Raw genomic sequence first — 24,163 nt, 5'->3', positions numbered from 1 at the left:
TGGTCAGATCAGATCCCGCTTTCGTCGCCGACAATGCTGAGCCGTGCGCCCGCTTGCCCAAGGGCGGCGGCGATGGCGCGCGGCGGCGGCCGATCGGTGACGAGTTCGGAAAAACCGTCGAGGCCGCAGACCTGGACCAGGCCCTGGCGACCGAACTTGGTGTGGTCGGTGACGACGAGCGAGCGCTGGCCGCGCGACAGCACCATGCGGGCGAATTCCGCCTCTTCCAGATCATAGTCCATGACGCCGGTGACGGCATCGACCGCGCCGGTGGAGATCACCGCATGGCTGACGGAAAAGCGGCTGACGAATTCGATCGCCGAGACGCCGAAGGCGGCACCCGAATCGCTGCGCAATTCGCCACCGGCCATGTAGACCTTGTTGCCGTTGACGGTGGCCAGCGTGCGGGCGATGTCGGAGGAATTGGTAACCACCGTCAACCGCCGGTGTCCGAGCAGCTCGCGGGCCAGGAAAGAGGTGGTGGTGCCGGTGTCGAGCATGATCGATTCGCCGTCGCGGATGGTCGCGGCAACGATGCGGGCGATGGCGCGCTTGGCATCGGCATTCTCGCGCATGCGCCGCTCGAACGGCGCCTCGCCGGCCATCGACGGCAGGCCGACTGCGCCATGCATCTTCAGGATCGAACCGTCACTGGTCAGCGGCTTGACGTCGCGGCGCACGGTCTCCAGCGAGACGCCCAGCCGGTCGGCCAGACTGGCGATGGTGACAGTGCCCTCTTCATGCAAGAGACGCAGGATTTCGCCATGCCGCTTCGAATGGATCATCGGGTTCGCCCAATCGGATTGTTGCGCTGCTGACCGCTTCTAAGGCAAATCGGCCACAGCTTACAAGAAATCCTTGTGGTTTCGGGCAAAAAGCCACAAGTTTTCGTTGACAAGCCGGATCACATGGCGTGACACTGGCTTCGTGACAGGCTCGGAACTGCCACGGGAGAACGATGGCAGAGCCGCACCAAAATTCGCCTGCCCGAACGGCTGGAAAGTCGTCTGGCGCAAGGGAAAAGGATTTTTTCGAATCCGCGGGGGCGGATGCCGGAGTCGAAGAACCCGGCACAGGGGCTCGTCGGTGCGGTGCGGGATACCGATCCCGGGATCCCGCACCGACGAGATCTTCGCATTGCTCCCTCCTGCCGGCCGCCATCATTGTGTCGCCCGCGGCACCTTGACCCCCGCGCAACGAGGGATGAACCTGTGACCGCAGAGGACCGCATCCGCGCCTTGCCCTGCTGGACCGGCAGCATCGAGATCGCGCCGTTGCCGGGCGGCTTGAGCAACGCCAACTATCTGGTCGAGGACGCCGCCGGGCGGCATGTCGTGCGCTTTGGCCAGGACTTTCCGTTCCATCACGTCTTTCGCGAGCGCGAGGTGATGACCGCGCGCGCGGCGCACGCCGCCGGCTTCGCGCCAGCGGTCCATTATTCCGAGCCCGGCATTTTGGTGACGGAATTTCTCGGCGCCAAGACCTATGTCGCGGAAGACGTGCGCGCTAATATCGGCCGCGTCGCCGCCCTGATGCGCGGCTTCCATCGCGAGATGCCGAATCATGTCTCCGGCGCCGGCTTCATGTTCTGGGTGTTCCATGTCATCCGCGACTATGCGCGCACGCTGGAGGAAGCCGGCAGCCGCATGCGAAGCGAGTTGCCGCGGCTGCTGACGCTTGCGGACGAACTCGAACGGGCGCAAAAACTGCTGCCGATCGTCTTCGGTCACAATGACCTTTTGCCGGCTAATATCCTCGACGACGGCCACAGGCTGTGGCTGATCGATTTTGAATATGCCGGCTTCAACACGGCGATGTTCGACCTTGCCGGTGTCGCCTCGAACGCCAGCATGAACGACGAGGAGTCATTCGCCTTCCTGACCGCCTATTTCATGAAGGAGCCGGATGAGGCGATCCGCCGCTCACATGCGGCCATGCAATGCGCATCGCTGCTGCGCGAGGCGATGTGGAGCATGGTTTCCGAACTTTATCTCGACGCGCCCGGCATCGACTACGTTGCCTATACCGACGAAAACCTGACGCGGCTCGATGCCGCGCTGGAAAACTACCGAACAAAATACGGACAGAAATCATGAAATTGCCCGCCCACGCCGAGATCGTCGTCATCGGCGGCGGCATAATCGGCTGTTCGACGGCCTATCATCTGGCGCGTGACCACAAGGCCGATGTCGTACTTTTGGAACAGGGCAAGCTGACTTCGGGCTCCACCTGGCATGCGGCGGGGCTGGTCGGGCAGTTGCGCTCGTCGGCCTCTATCACCCGCGTGCTCAAATATTCGGTCGATCTCTACAAGGGGCTGGAAGCCGAAACCGGGCTGGCCACCGGCTGGAAGATGACGGGGTGCCTCAGGCTCGCCACCAATGCCGACCGCTGGATCGAGTACAAGAGGCTGGCGACGACGGCGAAAAGCTTCGGCATGGATATGCAGTTGCTGTCACCGGCCGAGGTCAAGACAATGTGGCCGCTGCTGGAAACCGGCGATCTCGTCGGCGCCAGCTGGCTGCCGACCGACGGCCAGGCAAGCCCTTCCGACATCACGCAGTCGCTGGCCAAAGGCGCTCGCATGCACGGTGCCAGGCTGTTCGAGGATATCCGCGTCACCGGCTTCGACATGCAGGATGGCCGCATCACCGCGGTAAAGACCAACAAGGGCGATATCGCCTGCGACAAGGTGGTGAACTGTGCCGGGCAATGGGCGCGCCAGGTGGGTACGCTAGCCGGCATCAATGTGCCGCTGCAGCCGGTCAAGCACCAGTACATCATCACCGAAAGAATAGACGGGTTGGCGACCGACGCGCCGACGATCCGCGACCCCGACCGGCGCATCTATTTCAAGGAGGAGGTCGGCGGGCTGGTGATGGGCGGCTATGAGCCGAACCCGCAAGCCTGGACGACCGATCTTCCCGGCGGTGATGTCCCTGATGACTGGGAGTTCCGGCTGTTCGACGACGATTACGATCATTTCGAGCAGCATATGAACCAGGCGATCGCGCGGGTTCCGGCGCTCGAAACCGTCGGCGTCAAGCAGATGATCAACGGGCCGGAGAGTTTCACGCCGGACGGCAATTTCATTCTCGGCGTGGCACCCGAATGCGCCAACATGTTCGTCGGCGCCGGCTTCAACGCCTTCGGCATCGCGGCGGGCGGCGGCGCCGGCTGGGTGCTGGCGCAGTGGGTGGTCGACGGCGAGGCGCCACTCGATCTGTGGGTGGTCGATATCAGACGCTTTTCCGACTTGCACCGCGACCGGCTATGGGTCCGCGACCGCACGCTGGAAGCCTATGGCAAGCACTATACGATCGGCTTCCCGCATGAGGAGTATGTCACGGGCCGGCCACGGATCGTGTCGCCGCTCTACGAACGGCTGCAAAAGCATCGCGCCGTGTTCGGCTCCAAACTCGGTTGGGAGCGGCCGAACTGGTTCGCGCCCGAAGGCGTCGAGCCGAAGGACATCTATTCGATGGGCCGGCAGAGCTGGTTTTTGCCGGTCGGCGACGAGCACCGGCACGTGCGCGAGAACGTCGGCATCTTCGACCAGTCGTCCTTCGCCAAATATGAACTGACCGGGGCGGACGCGCTGAAGGCGCTCGACTGGATCTGCGCCAACGACGTCGCCAAGCCGGTCGGCCGGCTGACCTACACGCAGCTTCTCAACACGCGCGGCGGCATCGAGGCCGACCTGACCGTGGCTCGGCTCGGCGAAGAACGATTCTACGTCGTCACCGGCACCGGTTTTAGGACGCATGACTTCTCGTGGATCGGCGACCATGTCGGCAACGAGCTCGACGTGACGCTCACCGATGTCACCGAGGATTTCGGCACGCTGTCGCTGATGGGGCCGCGCGCCCGCGACGTGCTGGCTGCGGTGACCGATGCGGATGTGTCAAACACCGCGTTCCCGTTCGGACATGTGCGGGAAATCTCGATCGCCGGCCACACAGTCCGGGCGCTGCGCGTCACCTATGTCGGCGAGCTCGGCTGGGAGCTGCATGTGCCGATCGCGGCAACGGGCGAGATCTTCGACGCGCTGATGGCGGCGGGCGAGAAGCACAGTATCCGCCCGGTCGGCTACCGGGCGCTGGAATCGCTGCGGCTGGAAAAAGGCTACCGCGCCTGGGGCTCCGACATTACGCCCAATGACACGCCGCAGGAGGCCGGCCTCGGCTGGGCGGTGAAGCTCCGCAAGAATACCGATTTTCTCGGGCGGCGGGCGCTGGAAGAGATCAGCGGCGCCGCGCTGAAAAAACGCTTTGCCGGCTTCACCGTCGATGATTGCGAAATCGTGCTGCTCGGGCGCGAGACGATCTTGCGCAACAGCGAGCCGGTCGGCTACCTGACCAGCGGCGGCTATGGCTACACGGTCGGCAAGAACATCGGCTACGGCTATGTGCGCAACGCCGACGGCGTCAGCGACGATTTCCTCACCTCCGGCGACTACGAGCTGGTGGTGGCGATGGAACGGACGCCGGCAAAAATCCATCTCGAGCCGCTTTACGATCCGGTGGGAGCAAGAATCAGAGCCTAGATCAGCTCACGCGCAGAACGAGCCCGCGGCTGGGCACGGTGTCCGCCTCGCCCGGCATGGAGACATAGGGCGACGTCTCCTCGGCGCGCGTAACGACGCCCTTCGCCTCGAGGTCGGCGATCCGTGCGGAAAAGCCGGCGCCTATAAGCACTGAGCTTGAGTCCGTACGTCAGATCGAGAACCGCTCTAGGGTTACTGAGGATAACATCCTATTCACTTTTCCTGAAACTTGTCTAGCATTTCCCCTGGAGTCTACACGTTCGAGACTGTTTTTCTATGACGAGGGCACAATATGCAAATAAACGAAATCAAGGAGAAAAAGCAGAAGATTATCGAAAGGTTCGGCCCCTGGACGGCAGGTTCCATCCATCTGGCCGATCAAATTGACACGTTCGATGAGCCGCACTGGGACGCCCGATTGAGGCGCTTCGTGCAGATCGCTGCAGATCTTGCGGGGAAGCCGTTGGAGAAGCTTCGCGTTCTGGACCTGGCGTGTCTCGAGGGGCAATACGGGATCGAGTTCGCGCTCCATGGGGCCGACGTGCTCGCCATCGAGGGTCGGGAGGCGAACCTTGAGAAGGTGCACTTCGCTAAGGAGGTACTCTCCCTGGACAACCTCGAACTCGCCCTAAATGACGTGCGCAACCTCGACGAGGAGCGCCATGGTCGTTTCGATGTAGTTCTATGTTTGGGGATCCTTTATCACTTGGATGCTCCGGATGTCATGGACTTCGTGGAGAGAATCTCGAAGGTTTGCGGAAAGATGTCAATAATCGATACCCATATCAGCCTCAGCGACGAAGCGTCATACACTTGGAAGGGGAAGACCTACTGGGGCAGGTATGGCAAGGAACACGATACTGATGCGACCTCCGAGGAGAAGCTGGCAGCGCACTGGAACTCGCTCGACAACCCGAAGGCCTTCCTCTTCACGCGTGCATCGCTCTGCAACCTACTCCGACACGTGGGCTTCACGTCCGTCTACGAGTGCTTGAACCCCTACGAGTATCATAATCCCAACTGGCCGCTGGCTGCAGAAGGGGACAGGCATGTCGTCTGGAGGGATCGCATCACCCTGGTTGCTATCAAAGGGCGGAGTCAGCCACTGCTCTCCTCGCCCATTACGGACGCATCGCCCGAGATCGATCGCCCCGAAAGGCCAGAGTATATCGAGCAGCTCCCGTGCATTCCCGGAGTGTCGCGCAGAAGGTCGAGAGGTCTGCGGTCGCGATTGAGCAGGTTCCTGCCCGGCCCTGTGAAGGCAGTGCTGAGGAGGATCATCCAATGAAATGTCGGACAGACGGCGGCGTTGACGCACCTTCACCGACGGCTGCAAGCCGCCTGAATTCCCCGGAGGCGTAAAGGAGGTCGGCTCTTGGCACTTTTGATACTGCTGGCGAAGTCGGAAATAAGCCCAGTTCGGGGGCAACATGTTGCTTGTAAACTCGGGCTGTCAATTGTCTAGCCGCGGCCAAATTGACTTCGCCAGCAGTATCACTTTTGGTGACATCGAGCGCACGGGAACCTTAACGAGGGGAATGGAAGAATGATCAGTTCACGCGCAGAACGAGGCCGCGGCTGGGCACGGTGTCCGCCTCGCCCGGCATGGAGACATAGGGCGACGTCTCCTCGGCACGTGTGACGACGCCCTTCGCCTCGAGGTCGGCGATCCGTGCGGAAAAGCCGGCGTCCCATAGCGTGTTCTTGACCGTCAGCACGATTATCCCGCCCGGCCGGCAGATACGGATCAGTTCGTCGAGCCCCTCGGCGCCGACATGGCCCGAGGTGAAGACGCCGGCCGATATGATGCCGGCATAGGCGTCATCGGCGAAAGGCAGCTGGCCGCCGAGCGTCAGGCAGTGAAGCGCCGAATAGACGCGCTTGCGCGCTGCCTGGGCCAGCATGCCCTCGGAAATGTCGAGCGCCTCGACCTGCGGATAGCCCGCGATCTTCAGCCACTCGCCGATGAGCCCGGTGCCGGCACCGGCATCGAGGAGCGGTGCCGCGCCCCGCGGCAGATGGCGGGCAAGCAAGGCGAGGCAGATAGTCGGATGGCGATAACCGGCCGCCGACATGTCGGCGTCGTAGGTGTCGGACCAGCGGTCGTAGAGTGCCGCCACTTCGTCTGGCCGCTTCGCCGCATAGGCCGCGGCGAGCGCGCCCTCATTTTTCCTGTCCACCATCACAGTCCCGTCCGCAAAATCAAAGTGCTGCAGCGTCCTTGCGCGTCCGACAGGACGGCGCGGCGCTGGCGTGAATCGCATGCCATCCGATGATAGCCAAACGGCGAAATTTGTGGAACCGTCGTCGCCACAATAAAGACGCGAAAGAGGGGCGGAAGCGATGGTGAACGAGGAAGCACGCGCGGCGCTTGCAGCCATTCCGGTGCTGGCCGGCTACGAGGGACCCTTGGAGCGGCTTGGCGGCCTCACCAACCTCGTCTTCAGGGCTGGAGATGTCTGCCTGCGGATTCCCGGCAAAGGCACAGAGGAGTATATCAACCGCGCCAACGAGGCGGTGGCGGCACGGGAAGCCGCCAAGGCCGGCGTCAGCCCCGAGCTGCTGCATGTCGACGGCGAGACAGGCGTGATGGTGACGCGCTTCATCGCCGGCGCCGAGACGATGTCGCCGGAAAAGTTCAAGACACGGCACGGCAGTCCGGCGCGCGCCGGCAAGGCCTTTCGCAGACTGCATACATCCGGCGCGATGTTTCCCTTCCGCTTCGAGCTTTTTGCGATGATCGACGACTATCTGAAGGTGTTGTCGACCAAGGACGTCGCCCTGCCTGCCGGTTACCACGACGTCGTGCTCGAGGCGGAAACCGTGCGCTCGGCGCTTGCCGCGCATCCCCTGCCTCTTGTCGCCTGCCACTGCGATCCGCTGTGCGAAAACTTCCTCGATACGGGCGACAGGATGTGGATCGTCGACTGGGAATATTCCGGCATGAACGATCCGCTCTGGGATCTCGGCGACCTCAGCGTCGAAGGACAGTTTGATACGGCGCAGGAGGAAGAGATGATAGGCGCCTATTTCGGTGGCGAGCCAACGCCGGCGGAGCGCGGCCGCATCGTCATCTACAAGGCGATGTGCGATCTCTTGTGGACGCTGTGGGGGCTGATCCAGCTTGCCAACAGCAATCCGGTCGACGATTTCCGCGCCTATGCCGACGGTCGCTTTTCACGCTGCAGGACGCTGATGGAGACGGCCGACTTCTCAAGGCATCTGGCGGCGGTGCGCGCGGGTTAAGTACCAAAAATCTGAACCTTAAGGCACCAGAAATCTGGACCCTAGTTGACACCTTTCGGCACGTTTTCGGGCGGCACCGTGTCGACCACTTTCTGGCGATGGAAGATGAACAGGCCGGCCAGCACGATGATGCCCGAGCCGATCAGGATGCGCGGGCCGGGCATGTCGCCGAAGAACGCCAATCCGAAGATGACGGCCCACAGCAGCAGGCTGTAATGCAGCGGCGCCAGCGTCGAAGCCGGCGCCAGCTTCAGCGCCCTGGTGATCATCAGGTGCGCGCCGCAGGAGACGACGCCAAGAAGCAGCATGGCGCCGAGATCGAGCGAGGACGGTGTCTGCCAGTTGCCGATGCTGAGAAACCCGCCGACCAGCAATGTGCCGATGGTTTGCCAGGTAACGAGCGAGGTGTCGCTGGTGCCACGCAACCGCCGGTTGAGGATGATGGCGAAGGCGAATGAAATGCTACCGGCCAGCGCGAAGGTCGACGACAGCGAAAACGCGGCTGAGGACGGTTTGAGCATGATCAGCACGCCGCAGAAGCCGACCAGGATCGCCATCCAGCGGCGCCAGCCGACCTTTTCACCGAGCAACAGGTGGGATAGCGCCGCCACATAGATCGGCCCCGCCATATAAAAGCTCATGACGTCGGCGAGCGGCAGATAGACGACGGCGGCGTAGAACAGCGCCGTGTCAAGCGTCGTCATGACGACGCGCAAGACCTGCAGTTCCAGGCGTTCCATGCGGAACAGCTTGGCCGTACCTTGACGCGCGATCATCGGGCCGAGCACGAAAAATGCGCCGATGGAACGGATCAGCACGACCTGGCCGACAGAAAAGCTGGCGACCAGCCATTTGCCCATTGCATCGTTCAACGCAAACAGGAAATCGCCGGCCAGCATCAGCAGAATGCCCGCCAAAAGCACGTTCCTAATCGTCGAATTCTGGGCTGGTGGCTGTGCCATGCCGATGTCGCTTCCTCCCGCATGAAAGCTCGGTGAGCAGCGTCGTAGACGCAAGCAGCCGCTTTGACGAGCGGAAATCGGGAACCCCGGCCAGACCAGAGCCGGAAATCGGCTGGGCCTATGGCGCAGATCGCAGCTTGAATGGCCGCTCTGCGGCTAAGCTAAGGGTTGCGCCTACTTTGGCCGTGGCCGAATGATGACCGAACGATTGTCGTGAAGTGGGCGGCGATGCCTGCGGTTCACTGTTCCCGGCCGTCCGGCGATCGAAAGCCGCGTTTCCTGCCTGGCCCGCTCGGCCACCACCTTGCCCCTGGCGATGACGCAGAGGCGCTCGGGGCGCAGGCGCAAGGCCTCGACCGGGTCGCCGGCATCGAGGACGACGAGACTGGCGCGCTTGCCGACCGCCAGGCCGAGATGGTCGAGGCCCATGATGGCAGCGTTGACGTTGGTGACCATGTCGAAGCAGCGTGCCATGTCGGCCGGGCTCGACATCTGGGCGACGTGAAGGCCCATGAAGGCGACGTCGAGCATGTCGGCGGTGCCCAGCGAATACCAGGGGTCAAGCACGCAATCCTGGCCCCAGCCGACGCGGATGCCGTGGGCAAGCATTTCCTTGACCCGCGTCAGGCCGCGGCGTTTGGGGTATGTGTCGTGGCGGCCCTGCAGCATGATGTTGATCAGCGGATTGGGGATCGCCGAGACGCCTGCCTCGGCGATCAGCGGCAACAGCTTCGAGACATAGTAATTGTCCATCGAGTGCATCGAAGTGAGATGCGAGCCGGCGACCCTGCCCTGCAGGCCGAGGCGTTGCGTCTCATAGGCTAGCTGTTCGATATGGCGCGACAGAGGATCATCGGTCTCGTCGCAATGCAGGTCGACCATCAGACCGCGCTTTGCCGCGATTTCGCAAAGTTCCGTCACCGAACGCGTGCCGTCGGCCATGGTGCGCTCGAAATGCGGAATGCCGCCGACGATGTCTACACCCATGTCGAGCGCCCGGATGGTGTTATCGCGCGCCGTCGGCGAGCGATAAAACCCATCCTGCGGGAAGGCGACCAGTTGCAGGTCGATATAGGGCGCGACCGTCTTCTTCACATCGAGCAGGGCTTCGACCGCCAGCAACCTGGTATCGCAGACATCGACATGGGTGCGGATGGCGAGCAGGCCCATTGTGACAGCCCAGTCGCAATAGGCGAGCGCGCGCTCGCGCACCGCTTCGTGCGTCAACAGCGGCTTCAGCTCGCCCCACAGCGAAATGCCTTCCAGCAGCGTGCCCGACGCGTTGATGCGCGGGATGCCCAAGGAGAGCGTGGCGTCCATGTGAAAATGCGGATCGACGAAAGGCGGCGAGATCAGATTGCCATGGGCGTCGATCGCCGTGCCCGCGCTAACGTTCAGCTGCGGCTCGATGGCTGCGATCGTCTCGCCGATGATGCCGATATCGGCGATCGTGCCGTCGGGCAGTATGCCGCCGCGGACGATAAGGTCGAAATCCATCTACCGTCATCCCTTTGAAGAAGCGAACCTATTCCGGCACATACCTTACAGCACCCTTTGCAGCACTGGTCGCCATCGAGGCGTAGGCGCGCAAGGCCATCGTCACCTTGCGCTTGCGCTTTTCCTCTGGCTTCCAGGCGGCAGCTCCCTTTGCCTCCATCGCGGCGCGGCGGGCGGCCAGTTCGGCATCGTCGACGGCAAGCCGGATGGTGCGGTTCGGGATATCGATCTCGATCGTGTCGCCCTCATGCACCAGCCCGATCAGCCCGCCTTCCGCCGCCTCGGGAGAGGCATGGCCGATCGACAGGCCCGAAGTGCCGCCGGAAAAGCGGCCGTCGGTGACCAGCGCGCAGGCTTTGCCGAGGCCCTTCGACTTGAGGTAGCTGGTCGGGTAGAGCATTTCCTGCATGCCGGGGCCGCCGCGCGGCCCTTCGTAGCGGATGACGACGACATCGCCGGCCTTGATCTCGTTGGACAGGATCGCCTTGACGCTGGCGTCCTGACTTTCGAACACCCTGGCCGGGCCGGTGAATTTCAGGATGGATTCATCGACGCCCGCGGTTTTTACGATGCAGCCGTCCAGTGCCAGATTGCCCTTGAGCACGGCAAGGCCGCCGTCCCTGGAAAAGGGATGCTCCACCGAGCGGATAACGCCGGTTTCGCGGTTCGTGTCGAGATCGTCCCAGCGCCGGTCCTGGCTGAAGGCGACTTGCGTCGGCACGCCGCCTGGTGCCGCAAGGAAGAAATCGCGAACGTTCTGGCTTGAAGTGCGCGAGATATCCCAATGGTCGAGCGCTTCGCCGAGACTTGCGGTGTGCACGGTCGGCAGGTCGCGGTTGATCAGCCCGGCGCTATCGAGCTGGCCGAGGATCGCCATGATGCCGCCGGCGCGGTGGACGTCCTCCATGTGCACATCCGCCTTGGCCGGCGCAACCTTGCACAGCACCGGAACCCGCCGCGACAGCCGGTCGATGTCCTCCATGGTGAAATCGACCTCGCCCTCATGCGCGGCAGCCAGGATGTGGAGCACGGTGTTGGTCGAGCCACCCATGGCGATGTCGAGCGTCATCGCATTCTCGAAGGCGCCCTTCGAGGCGATGCTGCGCGGCAGCGCGGTGTCGTCGTCCTGCTCGTAGTAGCGCTGGGCGAGATCGACGATCAGATGGCCGGCCTCGACGAACAGCCGCTTGCGGTCGGCGTGCGTCGCCAGCGTCGAGCCGTTGCCGGGCAGCGAAAGGCCGAGCGCCTCGGTCAGGCAGTTCATCGAATTGGCGGTGAACATACCCGAGCAGGAGCCGCAGGTCGGGCAGGCCGAGCGCTCGATGGTCTTGACGTCCTCGTCGGAGATCTTGTCGTCGGCGGCAGCGACCATGGCGTCGACGAGATCGAGCGCCTGCGTCTTGCCGGCGAGCACCACCTTGCCGGCTTCCATCGGCCCGCCGGAGACGAAGACCGTCGGGATGTTGAGGCGCAGCGACGCCATCAGCATGCCCGGCGTGATCTTGTCGCAATTGGAGATGCAGACCATGGCGTCGGCGCAGTGGGCATTGACCATGTACTCGACCGAGTCGGCGATCAGCTCGCGCGACGGCAGCGAATAGAGCATGCCGTCATGGCCCATGGCGATGCCGTCGTCGACAGCGATGGTGTTGAACTCCTTGGCCACGCCGCCGGCCTTCTCGATCTCGCGGGCGACCAACTGGCCGAGGTCCTTCAAATGGACATGGCCCGGAACGAACTGGGTGAAGGAATTGACGACAGCGATGATCGGCTTGCCGAAATCGGAATCCTTCATGCCGGTGGCGCGCCACAGGCCGCGGGCGCCGGCCATGTTGCGGCCATGGGTGGTGGTGCGGGAGCGATAGGCAGGCATGAATTTTCCTTGACTGGCCGGCGGCGCTCGATGGGAGCGCGGCGGCGCTGAATTCGACCTCAGGCGTTATAGACGCCGACGCCTGGTCTGGCCACAATTTTGCGCCGCGCCAGATTCTTTCGAAAATTTCGATGCCACTGTCGGATTGCGTGCCGAGCAGCCGTCCTTGGGCAAACGGCAAGAGGATGGCAGCATTCTCGGAGCTAGCCGTTTCACCGTGATAGCAACCGAAGACAGCCCGAGGAGCAAGCAAAATGCAAAAGATCACCCCCTGCCTGTGGTTCGACGACCAGGCCGAGGAGGCCATGAACCACTACATCTCCATCTTCAAGAATTCGAAGGTGCTGAGCGTGATGCGCTGGCCCAAGGGCAGCGGCGATAATGAGGGCAAGGTGCTGGTGACCTATTTCGAGCTCGACGGCGTGCAGTTCCAGGCGCTCAACGGCGGGCCACAATTCAAGTTCACCGAGGCACTCTCGCTCTCCATCGACTGCAAGACGCAGGAGGAGGTCGACTATTTCTGGGACAGGCTCATCGAGGGCGGTGGCGAGCCCAGCCAGTGCAGCTGGCTGAAGGACAAATTCGGCGTCTCCTGGCAGGTCGTGCCGGAGCAATTGCCGAGGCTGCTGCAGGACCCCGACACAGAAAAGGCCGGCCGTGTCATGCAGGCGATGATGCAAATGACCAAGATCGACATCGCCAAGATCGAAGAGGCAGCCAAGGGCTGAGTGAGCCGTCCGATCTTCCCTTCTCCCCTTGTGGGAGAAGGTGGATCGGCGCGCAGCGCCGAGACGGTTGAGGGGTGTTGGACAGAATGAGGCGTCGGTGTTCCCTGGAACACCCCTCATCCGTCGCCTTAGGCGACACCTTCTCCCACAAGGGGAGAAGGTGAAGAGTGCTCAAGCCGCCTTGTCGCGGACCTGATAATCCTTCACCGCCGCAAAGCGGATCGCCTTCCAGCGCTCGGCCTCGTAGTTGAGCGAGAAGGCGTGCTGGGCCAGGAACACCGGATCATTGTCGAGATCGCGGGCGATGTCGCCGCGATGCGCCTCGATGAAACGATGCACCTCGGCCTTGTCGTCAGCCGATATCCAGCGGCAGACGGAAAAGCGCGACATCTCGAAATCGACGGGCAGCGTGTATTCGATGCTCAGCCGCTCCTTCAGCACGTCGAGCTGCAGCGCGCCGACGACGCCGACGATTGCCGGCGAACCATCCTCCGGCGAGAACAGTTGCACGACGCCTTCCTCAGCCATCTGGTGCAGCGCTTCCTTCAGCTTCTTGGCCTTCATCGCGTCGCCGAGGCGGACGCGGCGCAGGATTTCCGGCGCGAAGTTCGGAACGCCGCGGAACAGGATCTCCTCGCCCTCGGTCAGCGTATCGCCGATGCGCAGCGTGCCGTGGTTGGGGATGCCGACGACGTCGCCGGCAAAAGCCTCGTCGGCGGTGACGCGGGTGCGGGCGAAGAAGAATTGCGGCGCCGACAGGCTCATCGGTTTTCCCGTGCGCACCAGCTTGGCCTTCATGCCGCGCTCGAGCTTGCCCGAGCAGACGCGGACGAAGGCGATGCGGTCGCGGTGGTTAGGGTCCATGTTGGCCTGGATCTTGAAGACGAACGACGTCATCTTGTCCTCGGTCGCCTCGACCTTACGCGTGTCGGCCTCCTGCGCACGCGGCGGCGGCCCGTAGGCGCCAAGCGCTTCGATCAGGTCGCGCACGCCGTAATTGCGCAGCGCCGAGCCGAAATAGACCGGCGTCAGGTGGCCCTCGCGAAACGAGTCGATGTCGAGCGGCCGGCAGGCTTCGCGCGCCAGCTCGAGTTCCTCGATGAAGGCTTCGCGCTCGTTCTCCGGCAACAGGCCGGCGACGCGGTTGGAATCCGGACCGTTGACCGGCGTGCGTTCCTTCTCCGCGTCGCCCTTTCGCACGGCGTTCAGCGCCAGGTGGTAGGTGCCGGAAAAGGTTTTGCCGCGGCCTATCGGCCAGGTGATCGGTGCGGTGTCCAGCGCCAGCTTCTGCTCGATCTCGTCGAGTATCTCGAACGGGTCGCGGCTTTCGCGGTCCATCTTGTTGACGAAGGTGATGATCGGGATGTCGCGCAGCCGGCACACCTCGAACAGTTTTAGCGTGCGCGGCTCGATGCCCTTGGCGGCGTCGATGACCATGACCGCCGCATCGACCGCCGACAGCGTACGATAGGTATCGTCGGCGAAATCCTCGTGGCCGGGCGTGTCGAGCAGGTTGAAGACGTTGTCCTCATACTCGAAGGTCATCACAGAGGTGACGACGGAGATGCCGCGCTCGCGCTCGATCTTCATCCAGTCCGACCGGGTCTGGATGCGATCCTTCTTGGCCTTGACCTCGCCGGCAAGCTGGATGGCGCCGCCGAACAGAAGCAGCTTTTCGGTTAGCGTCGTCTTGCCGGCGTCCGGATGCGCGATGATCGCGAAAGTGCGGCGGCGCGCCACCGCGTTCGTGATGTCTTCAGCCAATTTATGGAATCCCATGTGGTGCGCGGCTTCTAGCAGCGCTTTTGTGGCCTGTCGAATAAATTTGGCCCGGAGCGGCCCGACTGAGGGGACATGCTGGTTTCTCGCGCGATGGAATCGATGAAATCCTGTCACATACTTTCGATGGGCGTGGCTGTGTTCCCTCTTGTTCAAGTGAGGAGATAACCTCTCGCCGCGTTCGCGCGACCGTGGGTTCGTTGTTGGTAAGTGCATATCTTGTCTTTCAGACCCGCGGACGGCGGCTGACGTCCCTGCCGCCGAACCAAGTGATCGACGGGATTTCGGAGCGGTTTATGCCGATGTCGTGGAGCAGGTGATCCGGCAGTTCATGGAGCCGTGTCCGGTCGCTGCGAATGCGGATGATGCGGGCCAAGGCGCGCGGGCCGGCAAGGCACATTTCGGCGGCCGCAGCAACGATCCGTGAGCTGACGGGTTGATTGACGATGAAATCCGGTCCTGTACGTTCCATTGACATGGTCATATTTCCTCTTGTTCAAGCGATGGGATGACCGCTCGCCGCATTCGCGCGGCAACGGGATCGCTGTTAAGCACGAGATGATTGCAGGGGCGGCAAACGGGGTGCCGTCCGCCCTTTGGCGAAAGCGCCGCCAGTCACGCCGACTTACGCCAGGGGATGAGCATCGACACGCGCTCGCGGTAGCGCCGATACTCGTCACCAAACATTTCGATCAGGTCGCGCTCTTCGAGAAAGATGCCGACCAAGATGTAGGCCGTGGTTACCGTCGCAAACAGCAGGTGGCCGAAGGTCATCGTTGGCGCCATCCAGAACGCGGTGATGAAGCCGAGATAGATCGGGTGGCGCACGAGCTTGTAGAGCACCGGCGTCCTGAAGCGGACCGCGGGCATGTCGCGACCGACGAGGTTGTTGGCGACCTGATGCAGGCCGAACAACTCGAAATGGTTGATCAAGAAGGTACTAGTGAAGACCAGCACCCAACCGACGAGTGACACGCCGACGATCGCCATGGCGACGTTCGGATCGCCGACCTGCCACACCACCGCCGGTATAGCGCGCCACTGCCAGAACAACAGGTCGAGCGCGAGACTCGCGAGCAGCACGTAGGTGCTGCGCTCGACCGGCTTCGGGACGTAGCGCGTCCAGCGCTTCTTGAACTGCTTGCGCGCCATCACGCTGTGCTGGACGGCGAAGAGGCTCATCAGCAGGATGTTGACGATGACAGCCTCGGCAAGAGGTACGACCGCTCCGGTGTCGATGGCCTTGGGAACGACCAGATCGGTTACAAAGCCGATGGCGTAGAGAATGGTAACGAAGAATACGAGATATGCGGCTAAACCGTAGATGAATGCGAAAATGCGACCCATGGTCGATCCTCCTCCAAGTGATGGCTCATGACAGCGTCGGTCGGACGACGAGGTCGTTGATAGTTGCAAGAGTGGTGAAAACTGCTCCGGCGGCGCTCGACTGCCGGCGATCAGTCAGATCGCCCCGAAAATGTTGGGAGAGCCATGCAATGACCCTCCCCTGCGCCGCGTGAGGGGCGTCAAGACCGGTCGTGTTCGCAGCTCACATAGGGGTTCCAGTCGGCGAACATGCCGGCCGGATTGTGCCGCCAGTGCCAGACATGAACCTCGTAGTAAGGGTCCACCGGATGAACACCGACCGTCGTCTTGTGCTGGAGGGTGCGGCCGAGGAACTCGGGAATACTCTTGCCCTTCCAGTCCTTCTCGAAAACGATGTATTCCATGCCAACGAGTTGCATGGAGCCGTCGGACTCAGGTTCGTAGGTCAGCACGTCCGGCTCGCCGAGCACCAGCTTGCCGTCGCCGGCACGGCCAGGATGGATGAAGTGCACGCCCATGTTGCCGTGCCGGTCGTGCGTGGTGCATTCGAACAGCTGCTGGTAACCATCGGCCTTGGCGACCTCGATGTTGAGGTATTTTGCCGCCATTTCCCGGGACCGGTTGAGCACCGGGTCAGCCATGTCATGGGCGTCCGTGGTGCCGCAAGCGAGTGCCGAGGCCCAAATGACACCGGACAAGGCCGTGCCGAGGATGAGGTTTGCGAGGAGTTTCACGGTCCTCATGCCCCAACGCGATCGGAAGCAGTGGTCGGATCGAACAGGCGCTTGACCTGCGTGATCTTCGTGGCGGGGAAGCCGCTCATCTTGGCATGGCGCTGGATGATTGCTTCGTCCTCCGCGAGGTAGACGCAGAACGTCTTGTCGTCCGCCACGAATGACTCGATCCACTGAATCTCCGGGCCGAGTTCGGCGAGAACGGCGTTCGAGGCCTTGGATGCCTCGCGAAGTTGCTCACGCTCGAAAGTACCGACCTTCGGAATCTCCCGTTCGATGATGTACTTATGCATTTCATATCTCCTTGTGTTGGGTTCAGATGCTGCCGGAATCGCTGCCGGTGACATCGCCGGGGGCGCTGAGCTACAATGCTCGTTGGCTCGCCGGGCACAGGGAGAATGACAGGAGGGGCGGGCAACAGTCCTTACGCCGCTCTTATCTTCTTCTGATCCTTTATCCATTGTCGTAGGAGGAATGCTGCCTATGGGGGTCTATTGCTTCGGTGACTTCGAGTTAAACGAGGAATCGCGAGGCCTTCGTCTCGCCGGCAGGGAGATTGGGGTGCAGCCTCTGGTCTTCCATTTCCTGGCTACTCTTCTGCGCAACCAGGACCGGGCCCTTAGCAAAGAGGAATTGCTCGAAACGCTATGGCCAGGCGTAACGGTGACGGAGGCATCGTTGCAGCGTGTCGCCAGCCTGGCTCGCAGCATTCTTCGCCAAGGCGGCATGGAGGCAGCGCTGCGTAACCTGCCCCGGTTCGGCTACCGGATGTGTGTGGATCCCCCGGCAGTTTCGGAGCGAGGGTCCCATCTCCCAGATTCATCGATTGCGAATTCGAGCCCCAGCCTGCGGATTCTGGCCGCTCGGGCAGCTGCTTCGGCCAGGAAATGGCACGAAGCCTCGGCGTCGTTCGCCGAAGCGGACGCTGCCGATGAGTTGCTGACGGCCGACCTCGAGGAATGGGCGCTGGCCCTGGAATGCATGGGGCGGCCGGCCGAAGCCATTCCGCAGCTGACGCGCGCGGTGAGAGCATACAGCATTGCGGGGCTCGGTTCGCGGGCGGCGGCTCCGGCAATTACACTTGCAAGAATCCATCTGGAGCGAGGAGAGCTTGCGGTCGCCAAAGGCTGGCATCAGCGGGCGGCGGCATTGATCGGAACTGCCACCGATAGCCGGGAACACGGCCTGTGGTGCTGGATGGGGTCGCGGATCAAGGCAGCGGACGCGGAGCCGGAACAGGCGCTGGCGTTTGCCGAGCAGGCCTGCGTCGTTGGCAAACATCTGCAAGATCCGGTCGTGGAGTCCCTCGGCCTTGTCTATCGCGGTTTTTTCAAGCTTTGCCTTGGCGAGACCCAGTCTGGGCTCGAAGATCAGGACTTCGCCGCCGCGCTCGGTTTGTCCAGCGACGTCGATCCGGTGGTCGGCGGAATCCTCTATTGCAACGTTCTTTGGGCCTGCCGAAATTTCGGCGACTGGTCGAGAGCGAACCAGTGGACCCTCGGTTACGAGAACTGGTGCAGGGGCCATGGGCTAGAGGACCTGTCGGGCTCGTGCCGGTTGCATCGGGCCGAGGTGCTCGGCGTGCACGGCACGCTGAAGGAGGCGGAGGAATTGGTGCGCGCCGCTCTCGACCAGCTTGCACTGGACGCACCGTGGGCGACGGGCGATGCATTGCGTGTACTGGGCGACATTCATCTTGCCGCGGGCGACCTCACCGAAGCGGAAGCTGCATATCGTGGTGCCCATGCGGTCGGTTGGGACCCACAGCCGGGGCTTGCGCTGCTGCAGCTCGAGCAAGGACAGGCGGAGGCCGCGTTCAGTGCTCTCGAGCGGTCCCTGATCGGTTCAGCCTGGCCAACGCTGCAGCGCCGGGGTCTCATACTCGCCACCCTGGCAAAGGTGGCGGCACGAACGGGTCGGCTGGAGCGCGCGAAGGAGGTCATTGTCGAATTAGAGACTCAGCCCCAGCGCTGGCCGATGGCATCCATCCGGGCGCTCACCTCGGAAGCCAAGGCCGAGCTCTTCACGCGGGAAGGCCGTCTGGACGAGGCTGTTGGAGAGCTGCAAGTTGCATGCTCGCGCTGGAACGAGATCGGTTCGGCAATCAATGCGGCCAACGCGCGGCTGTCCCTCGCGGCGCTGCTCATTCAATTGGGCGATCGCACTGGCGCAGAACTGGAACTCGGCACCGTGCTGACGATCGCAAAGAAAGTGGACTCGTCACGGCTGATACGGCGCCTCGATGAGCTGAAGAGGGTGCTCGCCGGCGTGAAGAGCGAGGCACCTGCGTAAGAAGCTGCGGCGGCGTGATAACGTCTCGCCGTACCAGGCTCAGTTATTGGTCACAGTCGCTTCAGTGACCGAAGCGGCATCATCCGTTCGGATGGCGAGCCATTCATAGTCGATCGAAAAGCGAAAGGCTCTCGAGGGCTATCTCGGGAATCCACTCGGCAATTGCGGCGCCGATCCTGTCGGCATGGTCCTCCTGCAGATAATGCGCGCCGGGTCCGAGATCGATCAACCGGCAGTTTTTCAGGCCCGCCGCGAATTCCCGTGCCGCCTGCGGCGAGACGAGGGCGCCCGGATCGCCTGAGAAAAGCAGCTTCGGGTAGGAGGAAAGCCGGAGCACCCGATGGTCGTGCTCACTGATGGCGGCGACATCGGCAGGCTGGCCTTCGATCGGCAGGTCGCGCGGCAGCTGCAGGACCGGCTTGCGCGATTGCGGCGTCGGGAACGGCGCCCGGTAGGCTCCCATTTCCTCATCGCTCATCGTGCGCAGCACAGCGGCCGGCAGCACCTTTTCGACGAAGACGTTGTCTTCCAGGACAAGCTTCTCACCGATGCCCGGCGTGCGCATTGCCTTGAACAATTCGCGCGCTTGTGGACGCTGGTGAAAATCGTCCCAACTCTCGAAGGGGCGGATGAATTCCATGAAGGCGAGGCCGAGGATCCGCTGCGGCCGCCGGGCCGCGAGATGGAAGGCGAGTGCGGTGCCCCAGTCCTGCGCGACAACCAGCATGTCGGTGATGCCAAGCGTCTCGATGAAAGCATCGAGATACCGGACGTGGTCGAAGAAGCGATAGTCGATGTCCGGCTTGCCGGACTGGCCATAGCCGATCAGGTCGGGCGCTATGCAGCGGCCGAACGGCGCCACATGCGGGATGATGTCGCGCCAGATGTAGGACGACGTCGGGTTGCCGTGCAGGAAGAGCACCGTCGGACCGGCAGTATCTGCCTCGACATAGGAGATGGTGGAATCGAGTACCGCGACTTGCGAGCGCCGCAACATTGTGCGGGATTGCTGCTTTTCGAGTTTCGGGTTCATCGGATCAGCTCCTTTTTGCGAAGACTGTTTTGAAAACGATATTCTTGAAACGCTCGAGCGGTTCGGGACTGCGCTCCACCTTCATGCGCAGCATCGCGCCTTGCCAGGAGCTCAACAGGAAATCGGCGAGATCCTCGGCATCGAACGCGTCGGTGATATCGCCGGCCGCCTGGCCCTCGGCGATGCATTCCGCGAAGGGCTTGCGCCAGCGTTCGAAAATGGCGACGAGTTGCAGCCTTAGCGGCTCGCTGTGAGCCGCCGTCTCGAGGCTGAGATTGCCGATCATGCAGCCCCGTGCCCAATCATGCGCCTCCAGCTTCGAAGTGATGACATCGAGATAGCGCCGCAAGCGCCCGACCGGGGGCTTGCCGTCCCGGGCGAGGGCCTGCTCCACCAAACCGCTCACATAGGCGAAATAGCGGTCCAGCACCTCGCCGGTAAACGCCTCCTTGGATGCAAAATGATTGGTGAAGGACCCCGGGCGGGCATCGGCCGCGGCGACGATGTCGCGTACGCCGGCGGCCGAATAGCCGGAACTCCAGATGGTCTTGAAACCGGCGTCGAGAAGTTTTTCGCGAAGTGAATGTCTAGCCATCGCGATACAATACGTACGTACGTATTAAAATCAAGAGGCATATTTGATACCGAACGCTCTTGGCAGAACCCACAGGCAATGGCATCGCAGTGCTGGGCGTTGGAACGAGGGGTGGAGCATGACAGCGGCGAAAGAAGTCATCGTCATCGGCGCCGGCATCATCGGCGCCTCCATCGCCTGGCACCTGACCAGGGCCGGAGCAAAGGTGACGGTCATTGCCGGCAGCGGCGCCGGCGGGGTCGCGACGCCGAATTCCTTTGCCTGGATCAATGCCAGTTGGGGCAATCCGGAGGTCTATTTCCGCCTGCGCATTCGGTCGATGGCCGAATGGACGCGGCTTGCGCATGACGTGCCCGGCATTCCGTTGGAATGGTGCGGCGGCCTGTGCTGGGACCTGCCGCCGGCCGAGTTGGAGGCCTATGCCGTCGAGCATTCTGCCTGGGGCTACGGCATCGAGCGTGTCGACCGTGCCGGAGCGGCGCGCATCGAGCCCAATCTGACCGAGCTTCCCGATTTCGCCCTTTATGTCGCCGGGGAAGGCGTCGCCGAACCGGTCGCCGCCGCGCAGGCATTGCTGGCCGACGCCGAGCTGCGCGGCGCGCGGGTGATGACCGGCACGACCGTCAGCGCGCTAATACAGACCAATGGCAGGATTACCGGCGTCGATACATCCACCGGACCGATTGCCGCCGACGAGGTGGTGATCGCGGCGGGCGGCGGATCTCCGGCAATCGCCGCGACGGCCGGGATAAAGCTGCCGATCGAGACGCCGCCCGGCCTGATCGTCCACTCACGCCCCTACGAAAAGCTGCTCAACGGGCTGGTGATCGGCGACCGGCTGCACATGCGCCAGACTGCGGAACGCCGCATCATCGCCGGCTCCGATTTCGGCGGCGCCGATCCGGGCATGGATGCCGAAGTCACCGCTCGCGGTTTGTTTGCGGCGATGAAGAGCATGCTGCGCGGCGCCGATGGGCTGGAACTGGGTTTCCACACGGTCGGCTACCGGCCGACGCCGATCGACGGCTTTCCGATCATCGGACGTGCTGAAGGCATCAGCGGACTCTACGTCGCGGTCATGCATTCCGGCATCACGCTGGCGCCTGCCGTCGGCCTGTTCGCCGCCCGGGAAATCCTCGACGGCGCGCGCGATCCGCTGCTTGAGCCTTATGGGCTGACGCGGTTTGCTCAATAGCCGGGCGGACGGCGAAAACCGCCGCTCAGCGGCGCTATTGCCCTGGCGATGCCGAGCAGCCGCGATTCGGACCAGCGTCTGCCGACCAGCTGCAGACCAATGGGCAGGCCGTCACGATCCTGCGTGTAAGGCAGCGAAAGTGCGGGGTGGCCGCTATAGTTGAACACCGCGCCATAGGCCGGCAGCATCCAGTAGCTCTGCTCCTTGTCACCGACCTTGATCGGTGTTCCCGGCTCGCAATGCGAAAAGGCCGTGGTCATGGCGGCCGGGCACAGCAAGGCATCGCAGCCTTCGAAAAAACGCTCCCAGGCAAGGATTGACCGATCGCGGCGGCTGAGCGCCTCGAACCAGCGCGAGACCGGCGTCGGTTCTTCTGGCGGTTCAGGCTGCGTTGCCTCCAGCATCATGCCGATCAGCGCACCGCCTTGCGTCAGGTCGTCATGCAAGTCGAGCGTCGGCAGTCTTGCTTGCTCGACGATCGCGCCTGCAGACTGAAGCTCCCTTGCCAGGTTCTCGACAGCGGCCCTGATTTCGCCGGCCACCGGAAAACCCGGAAAGGCCGGCGCGAAAGCGATGCGCAGGGTCTTGAGGTCAAGCTCCGGCGTGCCCTCGACAGGCACCGGCGCAAGATCGGTGTCGCTGCCATCCGGCCCTGCTATGATCCCCAGGATCAGCGCTAGATCGTCGACGTTGCGGGCCAGCGGACCGATACAGGACATCAGCCGCACGCTGCGCGGCGCACCGGCGGGATCGGGAAAGGCGCCGGCCAGGGAGACGCGATGCTCGGTCGGCTTGAGGCCGTAGACGCCGCAAAAGGCTGCAGGCAGGCGGATCGAATCCTGCATGTCGGTGCCGACCTCGAATGGTGTCATGCCGGTGCTGAGCGCTGCCGCGGCGCCGCCGCTGGAGCCGCCGGCGGTGCGCGAGAGATCCCATGGATTATTGGTGCGGCCGAACAGCGGATTGTTCGATTGCCAGTCGCCCAGCATCGTTGCGACATTTGTCTTGCCGACCAGCACTCCGCCGGCCACCTTCAACCTGAGAACGACCGGGCTGTCCTTTCTCGCCACATAGTCGGCAAAGGGCGGGAAGCCAACCGTGGTCTTCATCCCAAGTGTTTCGTGCGTGTCCTTCAGCGTGAACGGCACGCCGTGCAGCGGCCCGAGAGCGTCGCCGCGCGCCTGCGCTTCGTCGGCCTTCTTCGCTCGAGTGCGAGCCCCTTCCCTGTCGAGCGTGACGACCGCGTTGACCGCCTCATTGTGCCTGTCGATCTCAGCCAAATGCGCGTCCAGCGCTTCCACGGCGGAAATCTTGCGGTCGCGAATCGCGGCGGCGAGTTCGATAGTCGAGGAAAAGACGAGGTCCATGACCAATGCTCCGGCTTGCTAGCGGCGCCAGCCTCACCAAATGGCGGGCTACGGCGCGTCTTCAAGCCGAGTTCAGCATTCAAGGACAGGTGGTGCTTGATCGGAATTGCGCTGCGAGAGTCTGCTGAGGGGGGCGCTGTCCAGGGCGCTGTCCCGCGATGTTGCCGCGATAGCGAGGAATCTACACGGCCAGCGCCAGTCTTACCGGTTCCGGCGCAAACGGACGAATGGTCATGCCGTCTCTGGTAATGGTGACGAAGCTAGAGGGCGGGATCGGCTGCCAGTCGCCGCCATCACGGTCGAAAGGCTCCGACATAAGGCATCGCCCGCCGCCATTGCGGAAGACGGAGGTGTAGAGCGTCGGCGCGTGGGCATCGGTCGCATAGCGCACCGCATGCAGCGATTCGCCGTCCGACAAGGCGGCGGTAAGTCTCAGCGCCGGTTCGAAGCCGGCGCGGCGCGAGGCGTCGATCACCCGCGCCGTAGCGCGCGACACCGCGCCTTGCGGATCGCCCGCCAGACCCTCGTCGATCATTGGGAGAAAGAAAAGTTCGGAATCGGTGGTGCCCTCGCGCCGATCGAAGACGTCGTCGGAGAGCGCGTTTTCCAGCGCGCGGCGGATTTTTTCGAAGCCGCCGATCTGGCCGTTGTGCATGAACGACCAGCGGCCCGATATGAAGGGATGACAGTTCATGCGGCTGGTGGCGCCGCCGGTCGAGGCGCGCACATGGGCGAGAAACAGGCCGGATTTGATCTGCCGGCACAGGCTCTTCAGATTGGGATCGGACCAGGCCGGCAGAATGTCGCGATAGAGACCCGGTTCGGGCCGGTCGCCGTACCAGGCGAGGCCAAAGCCATCGCCATTTGTTGGCGACTTGGCTTCCTGGGCGCAATGACTCTGGGCGATCAGCGAATGGCAGGGCGCCGTGACGATGTCTTCGAGGAAAACCGCTTCGCCAAGGTAGGCCGCCCACCGGCACATCGCTTAAT

The 24,163-nt window shown here is 63.0% G+C and carries 21 protein-coding genes and 1 pseudogene; 7 read left to right on the top strand and 15 right to left on the bottom strand.

All coding sequences use genetic code 11. From position 1 onward, the window contains the following. Positions 1 to 8 precede the first annotated feature (8 nt). Positions 9 to 785 (bottom strand): DeoR/GlpR family DNA-binding transcription regulator, encoded by a 777-nt coding sequence (locus AC0L3L_RS00285; RefSeq protein ID WP_473484070.1) that lies wholly within the window; start codon positions 783 to 785, stop codon positions 9 to 11. Between the two features lie 426 nt (positions 786 to 1,211). Between AC0L3L_RS00285 and AC0L3L_RS00280 the strand changes: the two genes are divergently transcribed. Next, positions 1,212 to 2,096: a phosphotransferase gene (locus AC0L3L_RS00280; protein WP_473484072.1), complete on the top strand. Its 885-nt coding sequence runs from the start codon at positions 1,212 to 1,214 to the stop codon at positions 2,094 to 2,096. Beyond that, positions 2,093 to 4,546: a GcvT family protein gene (locus AC0L3L_RS00275; RefSeq protein WP_473636141.1), complete on the top strand. Its 2,454-nt coding sequence runs from the start codon at positions 2,093 to 2,095 to the stop codon at positions 4,544 to 4,546. The genes AC0L3L_RS00280 and AC0L3L_RS00275 overlap by 4 nt, the downstream gene beginning before the upstream one ends. Before the next feature lies 1 nt (position 4,547). Here AC0L3L_RS00275 and AC0L3L_RS00270 read toward each other — a convergent pair. Next, a pseudogene (locus tag AC0L3L_RS00270) lies at positions 4,548 to 4,682 on the bottom strand (class I SAM-dependent DNA methyltransferase); the annotation flags it as partial. 156 nt (positions 4,683 to 4,838) lie between these two features. On the opposite strand from AC0L3L_RS00270, the gene AC0L3L_RS00265 reads away from it, so the two are divergent. After that, complete coding sequence (locus AC0L3L_RS00265) at positions 4,839 to 5,834, top strand: class I SAM-dependent methyltransferase (protein WP_473636140.1); 996 nt, start codon at positions 4,839 to 4,841, stop codon at positions 5,832 to 5,834. A 262-nt stretch (positions 5,835 to 6,096) separates the two neighbouring features. On the opposite strand, the gene AC0L3L_RS00260 is transcribed toward AC0L3L_RS00265, so the two are convergent. Next, positions 6,097 to 6,729 (bottom strand): class I SAM-dependent DNA methyltransferase, encoded by a 633-nt coding sequence (locus tag AC0L3L_RS00260; protein WP_473636139.1) that lies wholly within the window; start codon positions 6,727 to 6,729, stop codon positions 6,097 to 6,099. Positions 6,730 to 6,889: 160 nt separating this feature from the next. On the opposite strand from AC0L3L_RS00260, the gene AC0L3L_RS00255 reads away from it, so the two are divergent. Continuing rightward, positions 6,890 to 7,792: a phosphotransferase gene (locus tag AC0L3L_RS00255; RefSeq protein WP_473636138.1), complete on the top strand. Its 903-nt coding sequence runs from the start codon at positions 6,890 to 6,892 to the stop codon at positions 7,790 to 7,792. 41 nt (positions 7,793 to 7,833) lie between these two features. On the opposite strand, the gene AC0L3L_RS00250 is transcribed toward AC0L3L_RS00255, so the two are convergent. The 3 genes from AC0L3L_RS00250 to ilvD all read right to left on the bottom strand — a co-directional run bounded on the left by AC0L3L_RS00250 (position 7,834) and on the right by ilvD (position 12,124). After that, positions 7,834 to 8,754 carry a DMT family transporter gene (locus AC0L3L_RS00250; protein WP_473636137.1) on the bottom strand — a complete coding sequence of 307 codons (921 nt, stop codon included), beginning with the start codon at positions 8,752 to 8,754 and terminating at the stop codon, positions 7,834 to 7,836. A gap of 174 nt (positions 8,755 to 8,928) precedes the next feature. Further along, a complete protein-coding gene (locus tag AC0L3L_RS00245) occupies positions 8,929 to 10,251 on the bottom strand; it encodes an amidohydrolase family protein (protein WP_473636136.1) in 1,323 nt (440 codons plus the stop codon). A 28-nt stretch (positions 10,252 to 10,279) separates the two neighbouring features. Next, positions 10,280 to 12,124 carry a dihydroxy-acid dehydratase gene (gene ilvD, locus AC0L3L_RS00240; protein WP_473636135.1) on the bottom strand — a complete coding sequence of 615 codons (1,845 nt, stop codon included), beginning with the start codon at positions 12,122 to 12,124 and terminating at the stop codon, positions 10,280 to 10,282. Between the two features lie 254 nt (positions 12,125 to 12,378). Here ilvD and AC0L3L_RS00235 point away from each other — a divergent pair, with 254 nt between their 5' ends. Then, complete coding sequence (locus tag AC0L3L_RS00235) at positions 12,379 to 12,852, top strand: VOC family protein (protein WP_473636134.1); 474 nt, start codon at positions 12,379 to 12,381, stop codon at positions 12,850 to 12,852. A gap of 171 nt (positions 12,853 to 13,023) precedes the next feature. Here the strand turns inward: AC0L3L_RS00235 and AC0L3L_RS00230 are convergent, their stop codons facing one another. The 5 genes from AC0L3L_RS00230 to AC0L3L_RS00210 form a co-directional block, all read right to left on the bottom strand. After that, positions 13,024 to 14,631, bottom strand: a complete 1,608-nt coding sequence (locus AC0L3L_RS00230) for a peptide chain release factor 3 (protein WP_473636133.1) — start codon at positions 14,629 to 14,631, stop codon at positions 13,024 to 13,026. Between the two features lie 226 nt (positions 14,632 to 14,857). Next, positions 14,858 to 15,109 carry a DUF1127 domain-containing protein gene (locus AC0L3L_RS00225; RefSeq protein WP_473636132.1) on the bottom strand — a complete coding sequence of 84 codons (252 nt, stop codon included), beginning with the start codon at positions 15,107 to 15,109 and terminating at the stop codon, positions 14,858 to 14,860. Positions 15,110 to 15,246: 137 nt separating this feature from the next. After that, a complete protein-coding gene (gene mddA / locus AC0L3L_RS00220) occupies positions 15,247 to 15,978 on the bottom strand; it encodes a methanethiol S-methyltransferase (RefSeq protein ID WP_473636131.1) in 732 nt (243 codons plus the stop codon). A 179-nt stretch (positions 15,979 to 16,157) separates the two neighbouring features. After that, positions 16,158 to 16,691 (bottom strand): hypothetical protein, encoded by a 534-nt coding sequence (locus AC0L3L_RS00215; RefSeq protein ID WP_473636130.1) that lies wholly within the window; start codon positions 16,689 to 16,691, stop codon positions 16,158 to 16,160. Between the two features lie 5 nt (positions 16,692 to 16,696). Beyond that, positions 16,697 to 16,984, bottom strand: a complete 288-nt coding sequence (locus AC0L3L_RS00210; RefSeq protein WP_473636129.1) for a DUF4242 domain-containing protein — start codon at positions 16,982 to 16,984, stop codon at positions 16,697 to 16,699. A gap of 181 nt (positions 16,985 to 17,165) precedes the next feature. Between AC0L3L_RS00210 and AC0L3L_RS00205 the strand changes: the two genes are divergently transcribed. After that, positions 17,166 to 18,983 carry a winged helix-turn-helix domain-containing protein gene (locus AC0L3L_RS00205; protein WP_473636128.1) on the top strand — a complete coding sequence of 606 codons (1,818 nt, stop codon included), beginning with the start codon at positions 17,166 to 17,168 and terminating at the stop codon, positions 18,981 to 18,983. 103 nt (positions 18,984 to 19,086) lie between these two features. Here the strand turns inward: AC0L3L_RS00205 and AC0L3L_RS00200 are convergent, their stop codons facing one another. Further along, entirely contained in the window at positions 19,087 to 20,016 is a 930-nt protein-coding gene (locus AC0L3L_RS00200; RefSeq protein WP_473636127.1) for a haloalkane dehalogenase, read from the bottom strand. Positions 20,017 to 20,020: 4 nt separating this feature from the next. Continuing rightward, complete coding sequence (locus tag AC0L3L_RS00195) at positions 20,021 to 20,611, bottom strand: TetR/AcrR family transcriptional regulator (protein ID WP_473636126.1); 591 nt, start codon at positions 20,609 to 20,611, stop codon at positions 20,021 to 20,023. 118 nt (positions 20,612 to 20,729) lie between these two features. Here AC0L3L_RS00195 and AC0L3L_RS00190 point away from each other — a divergent pair, with 118 nt between their 5' ends. After that, a complete protein-coding gene (locus AC0L3L_RS00190) occupies positions 20,730 to 21,806 on the top strand; it encodes an NAD(P)/FAD-dependent oxidoreductase (protein ID WP_473636125.1) in 1,077 nt (358 codons plus the stop codon). Here the strand turns inward: AC0L3L_RS00190 and AC0L3L_RS00185 are convergent. After that, positions 21,800 to 23,173 (bottom strand): amidase, encoded by a 1,374-nt coding sequence (locus AC0L3L_RS00185; protein ID WP_473636124.1) that lies wholly within the window; start codon positions 23,171 to 23,173, stop codon positions 21,800 to 21,802. The two genes, AC0L3L_RS00190 and AC0L3L_RS00185, sit on opposite strands and share 7 nt — an antisense overlap. 181 nt (positions 23,174 to 23,354) lie before the next feature. Beyond that, entirely contained in the window at positions 23,355 to 24,155 is an 801-nt protein-coding gene (locus AC0L3L_RS00180) for a class II glutamine amidotransferase (protein ID WP_473636123.1), read from the bottom strand. Between the last annotated feature and the right edge of the window lie 8 nt (positions 24,156 to 24,163).

Source organism: Mesorhizobium sp. WSM4849 (assembly GCF_055811385.1).
This window is presented reverse-complemented; position numbering and strand designations above follow the sequence as displayed.

Bases quoted from the DNA above. Each gene is read 5' to 3' on its own strand.
- AC0L3L_RS00200 (WP_473636127.1), bottom strand. From the start codon at position 20,016: ATGAACCCGAAACTCGAAAAGCAGCAATCCCGCACAATGTTGCGGCGC.
- AC0L3L_RS00225 (WP_473636132.1), bottom strand. From the start codon at position 15,109: ATGTCAATGGAACGTACAGGACCGGATTTCATCGTCAATCAACCCGTC.
- ilvD (WP_473636135.1), bottom strand. From the start codon at position 12,124: ATGCCTGCCTATCGCTCCCGCACCACCACCCATGGCCGCAACATGGCC.
- AC0L3L_RS00255 (WP_473636138.1), top strand. From the start codon at position 6,890: ATGGTGAACGAGGAAGCACGCGCGGCGCTTGCAGCCATTCCGGTGCTG.
- AC0L3L_RS00190 (WP_473636125.1), top strand. From the start codon at position 20,730: ATGACAGCGGCGAAAGAAGTCATCGTCATCGGCGCCGGCATCATCGGC.
- AC0L3L_RS00210 (WP_473636129.1), bottom strand. From the start codon at position 16,984: ATGCATAAGTACATCATCGAACGGGAGATTCCGAAGGTCGGTACTTTC.
- AC0L3L_RS00230 (WP_473636133.1), bottom strand. From the start codon at position 14,631: ATGGGATTCCATAAATTGGCTGAAGACATCACGAACGCGGTGGCGCGC.
- AC0L3L_RS00185 (WP_473636124.1), bottom strand. From the start codon at position 23,173: ATGGACCTCGTCTTTTCCTCGACTATCGAACTCGCCGCCGCGATTCGC.
- AC0L3L_RS00285 (WP_473484070.1), bottom strand. From the start codon at position 785: ATGATCCATTCGAAGCGGCATGGCGAAATCCTGCGTCTCTTGCATGAA.
- AC0L3L_RS00205 (WP_473636128.1), top strand. From the start codon at position 17,166: ATGCTGCCTATGGGGGTCTATTGCTTCGGTGACTTCGAGTTAAACGAG.
- mddA (WP_473636131.1), bottom strand. From the start codon at position 15,978: ATGGGTCGCATTTTCGCATTCATCTACGGTTTAGCCGCATATCTCGTA.
- AC0L3L_RS00245 (WP_473636136.1), bottom strand. From the start codon at position 10,251: ATGGATTTCGACCTTATCGTCCGCGGCGGCATACTGCCCGACGGCACG.
- AC0L3L_RS00260 (WP_473636139.1), bottom strand. From the start codon at position 6,729: ATGGTGGACAGGAAAAATGAGGGCGCGCTCGCCGCGGCCTATGCGGCG.
- AC0L3L_RS00275 (WP_473636141.1), top strand. From the start codon at position 2,093: ATGAAATTGCCCGCCCACGCCGAGATCGTCGTCATCGGCGGCGGCATA.
- AC0L3L_RS00265 (WP_473636140.1), top strand. From the start codon at position 4,839: ATGCAAATAAACGAAATCAAGGAGAAAAAGCAGAAGATTATCGAAAGG.
- AC0L3L_RS00235 (WP_473636134.1), top strand. From the start codon at position 12,379: ATGCAAAAGATCACCCCCTGCCTGTGGTTCGACGACCAGGCCGAGGAG.
- AC0L3L_RS00250 (WP_473636137.1), bottom strand. From the start codon at position 8,754: ATGGCACAGCCACCAGCCCAGAATTCGACGATTAGGAACGTGCTTTTG.
- AC0L3L_RS00195 (WP_473636126.1), bottom strand. From the start codon at position 20,611: ATGGCTAGACATTCACTTCGCGAAAAACTTCTCGACGCCGGTTTCAAG.
- AC0L3L_RS00180 (WP_473636123.1), bottom strand. From the start codon at position 24,155: ATGTGCCGGTGGGCGGCCTACCTTGGCGAAGCGGTTTTCCTCGAAGAC.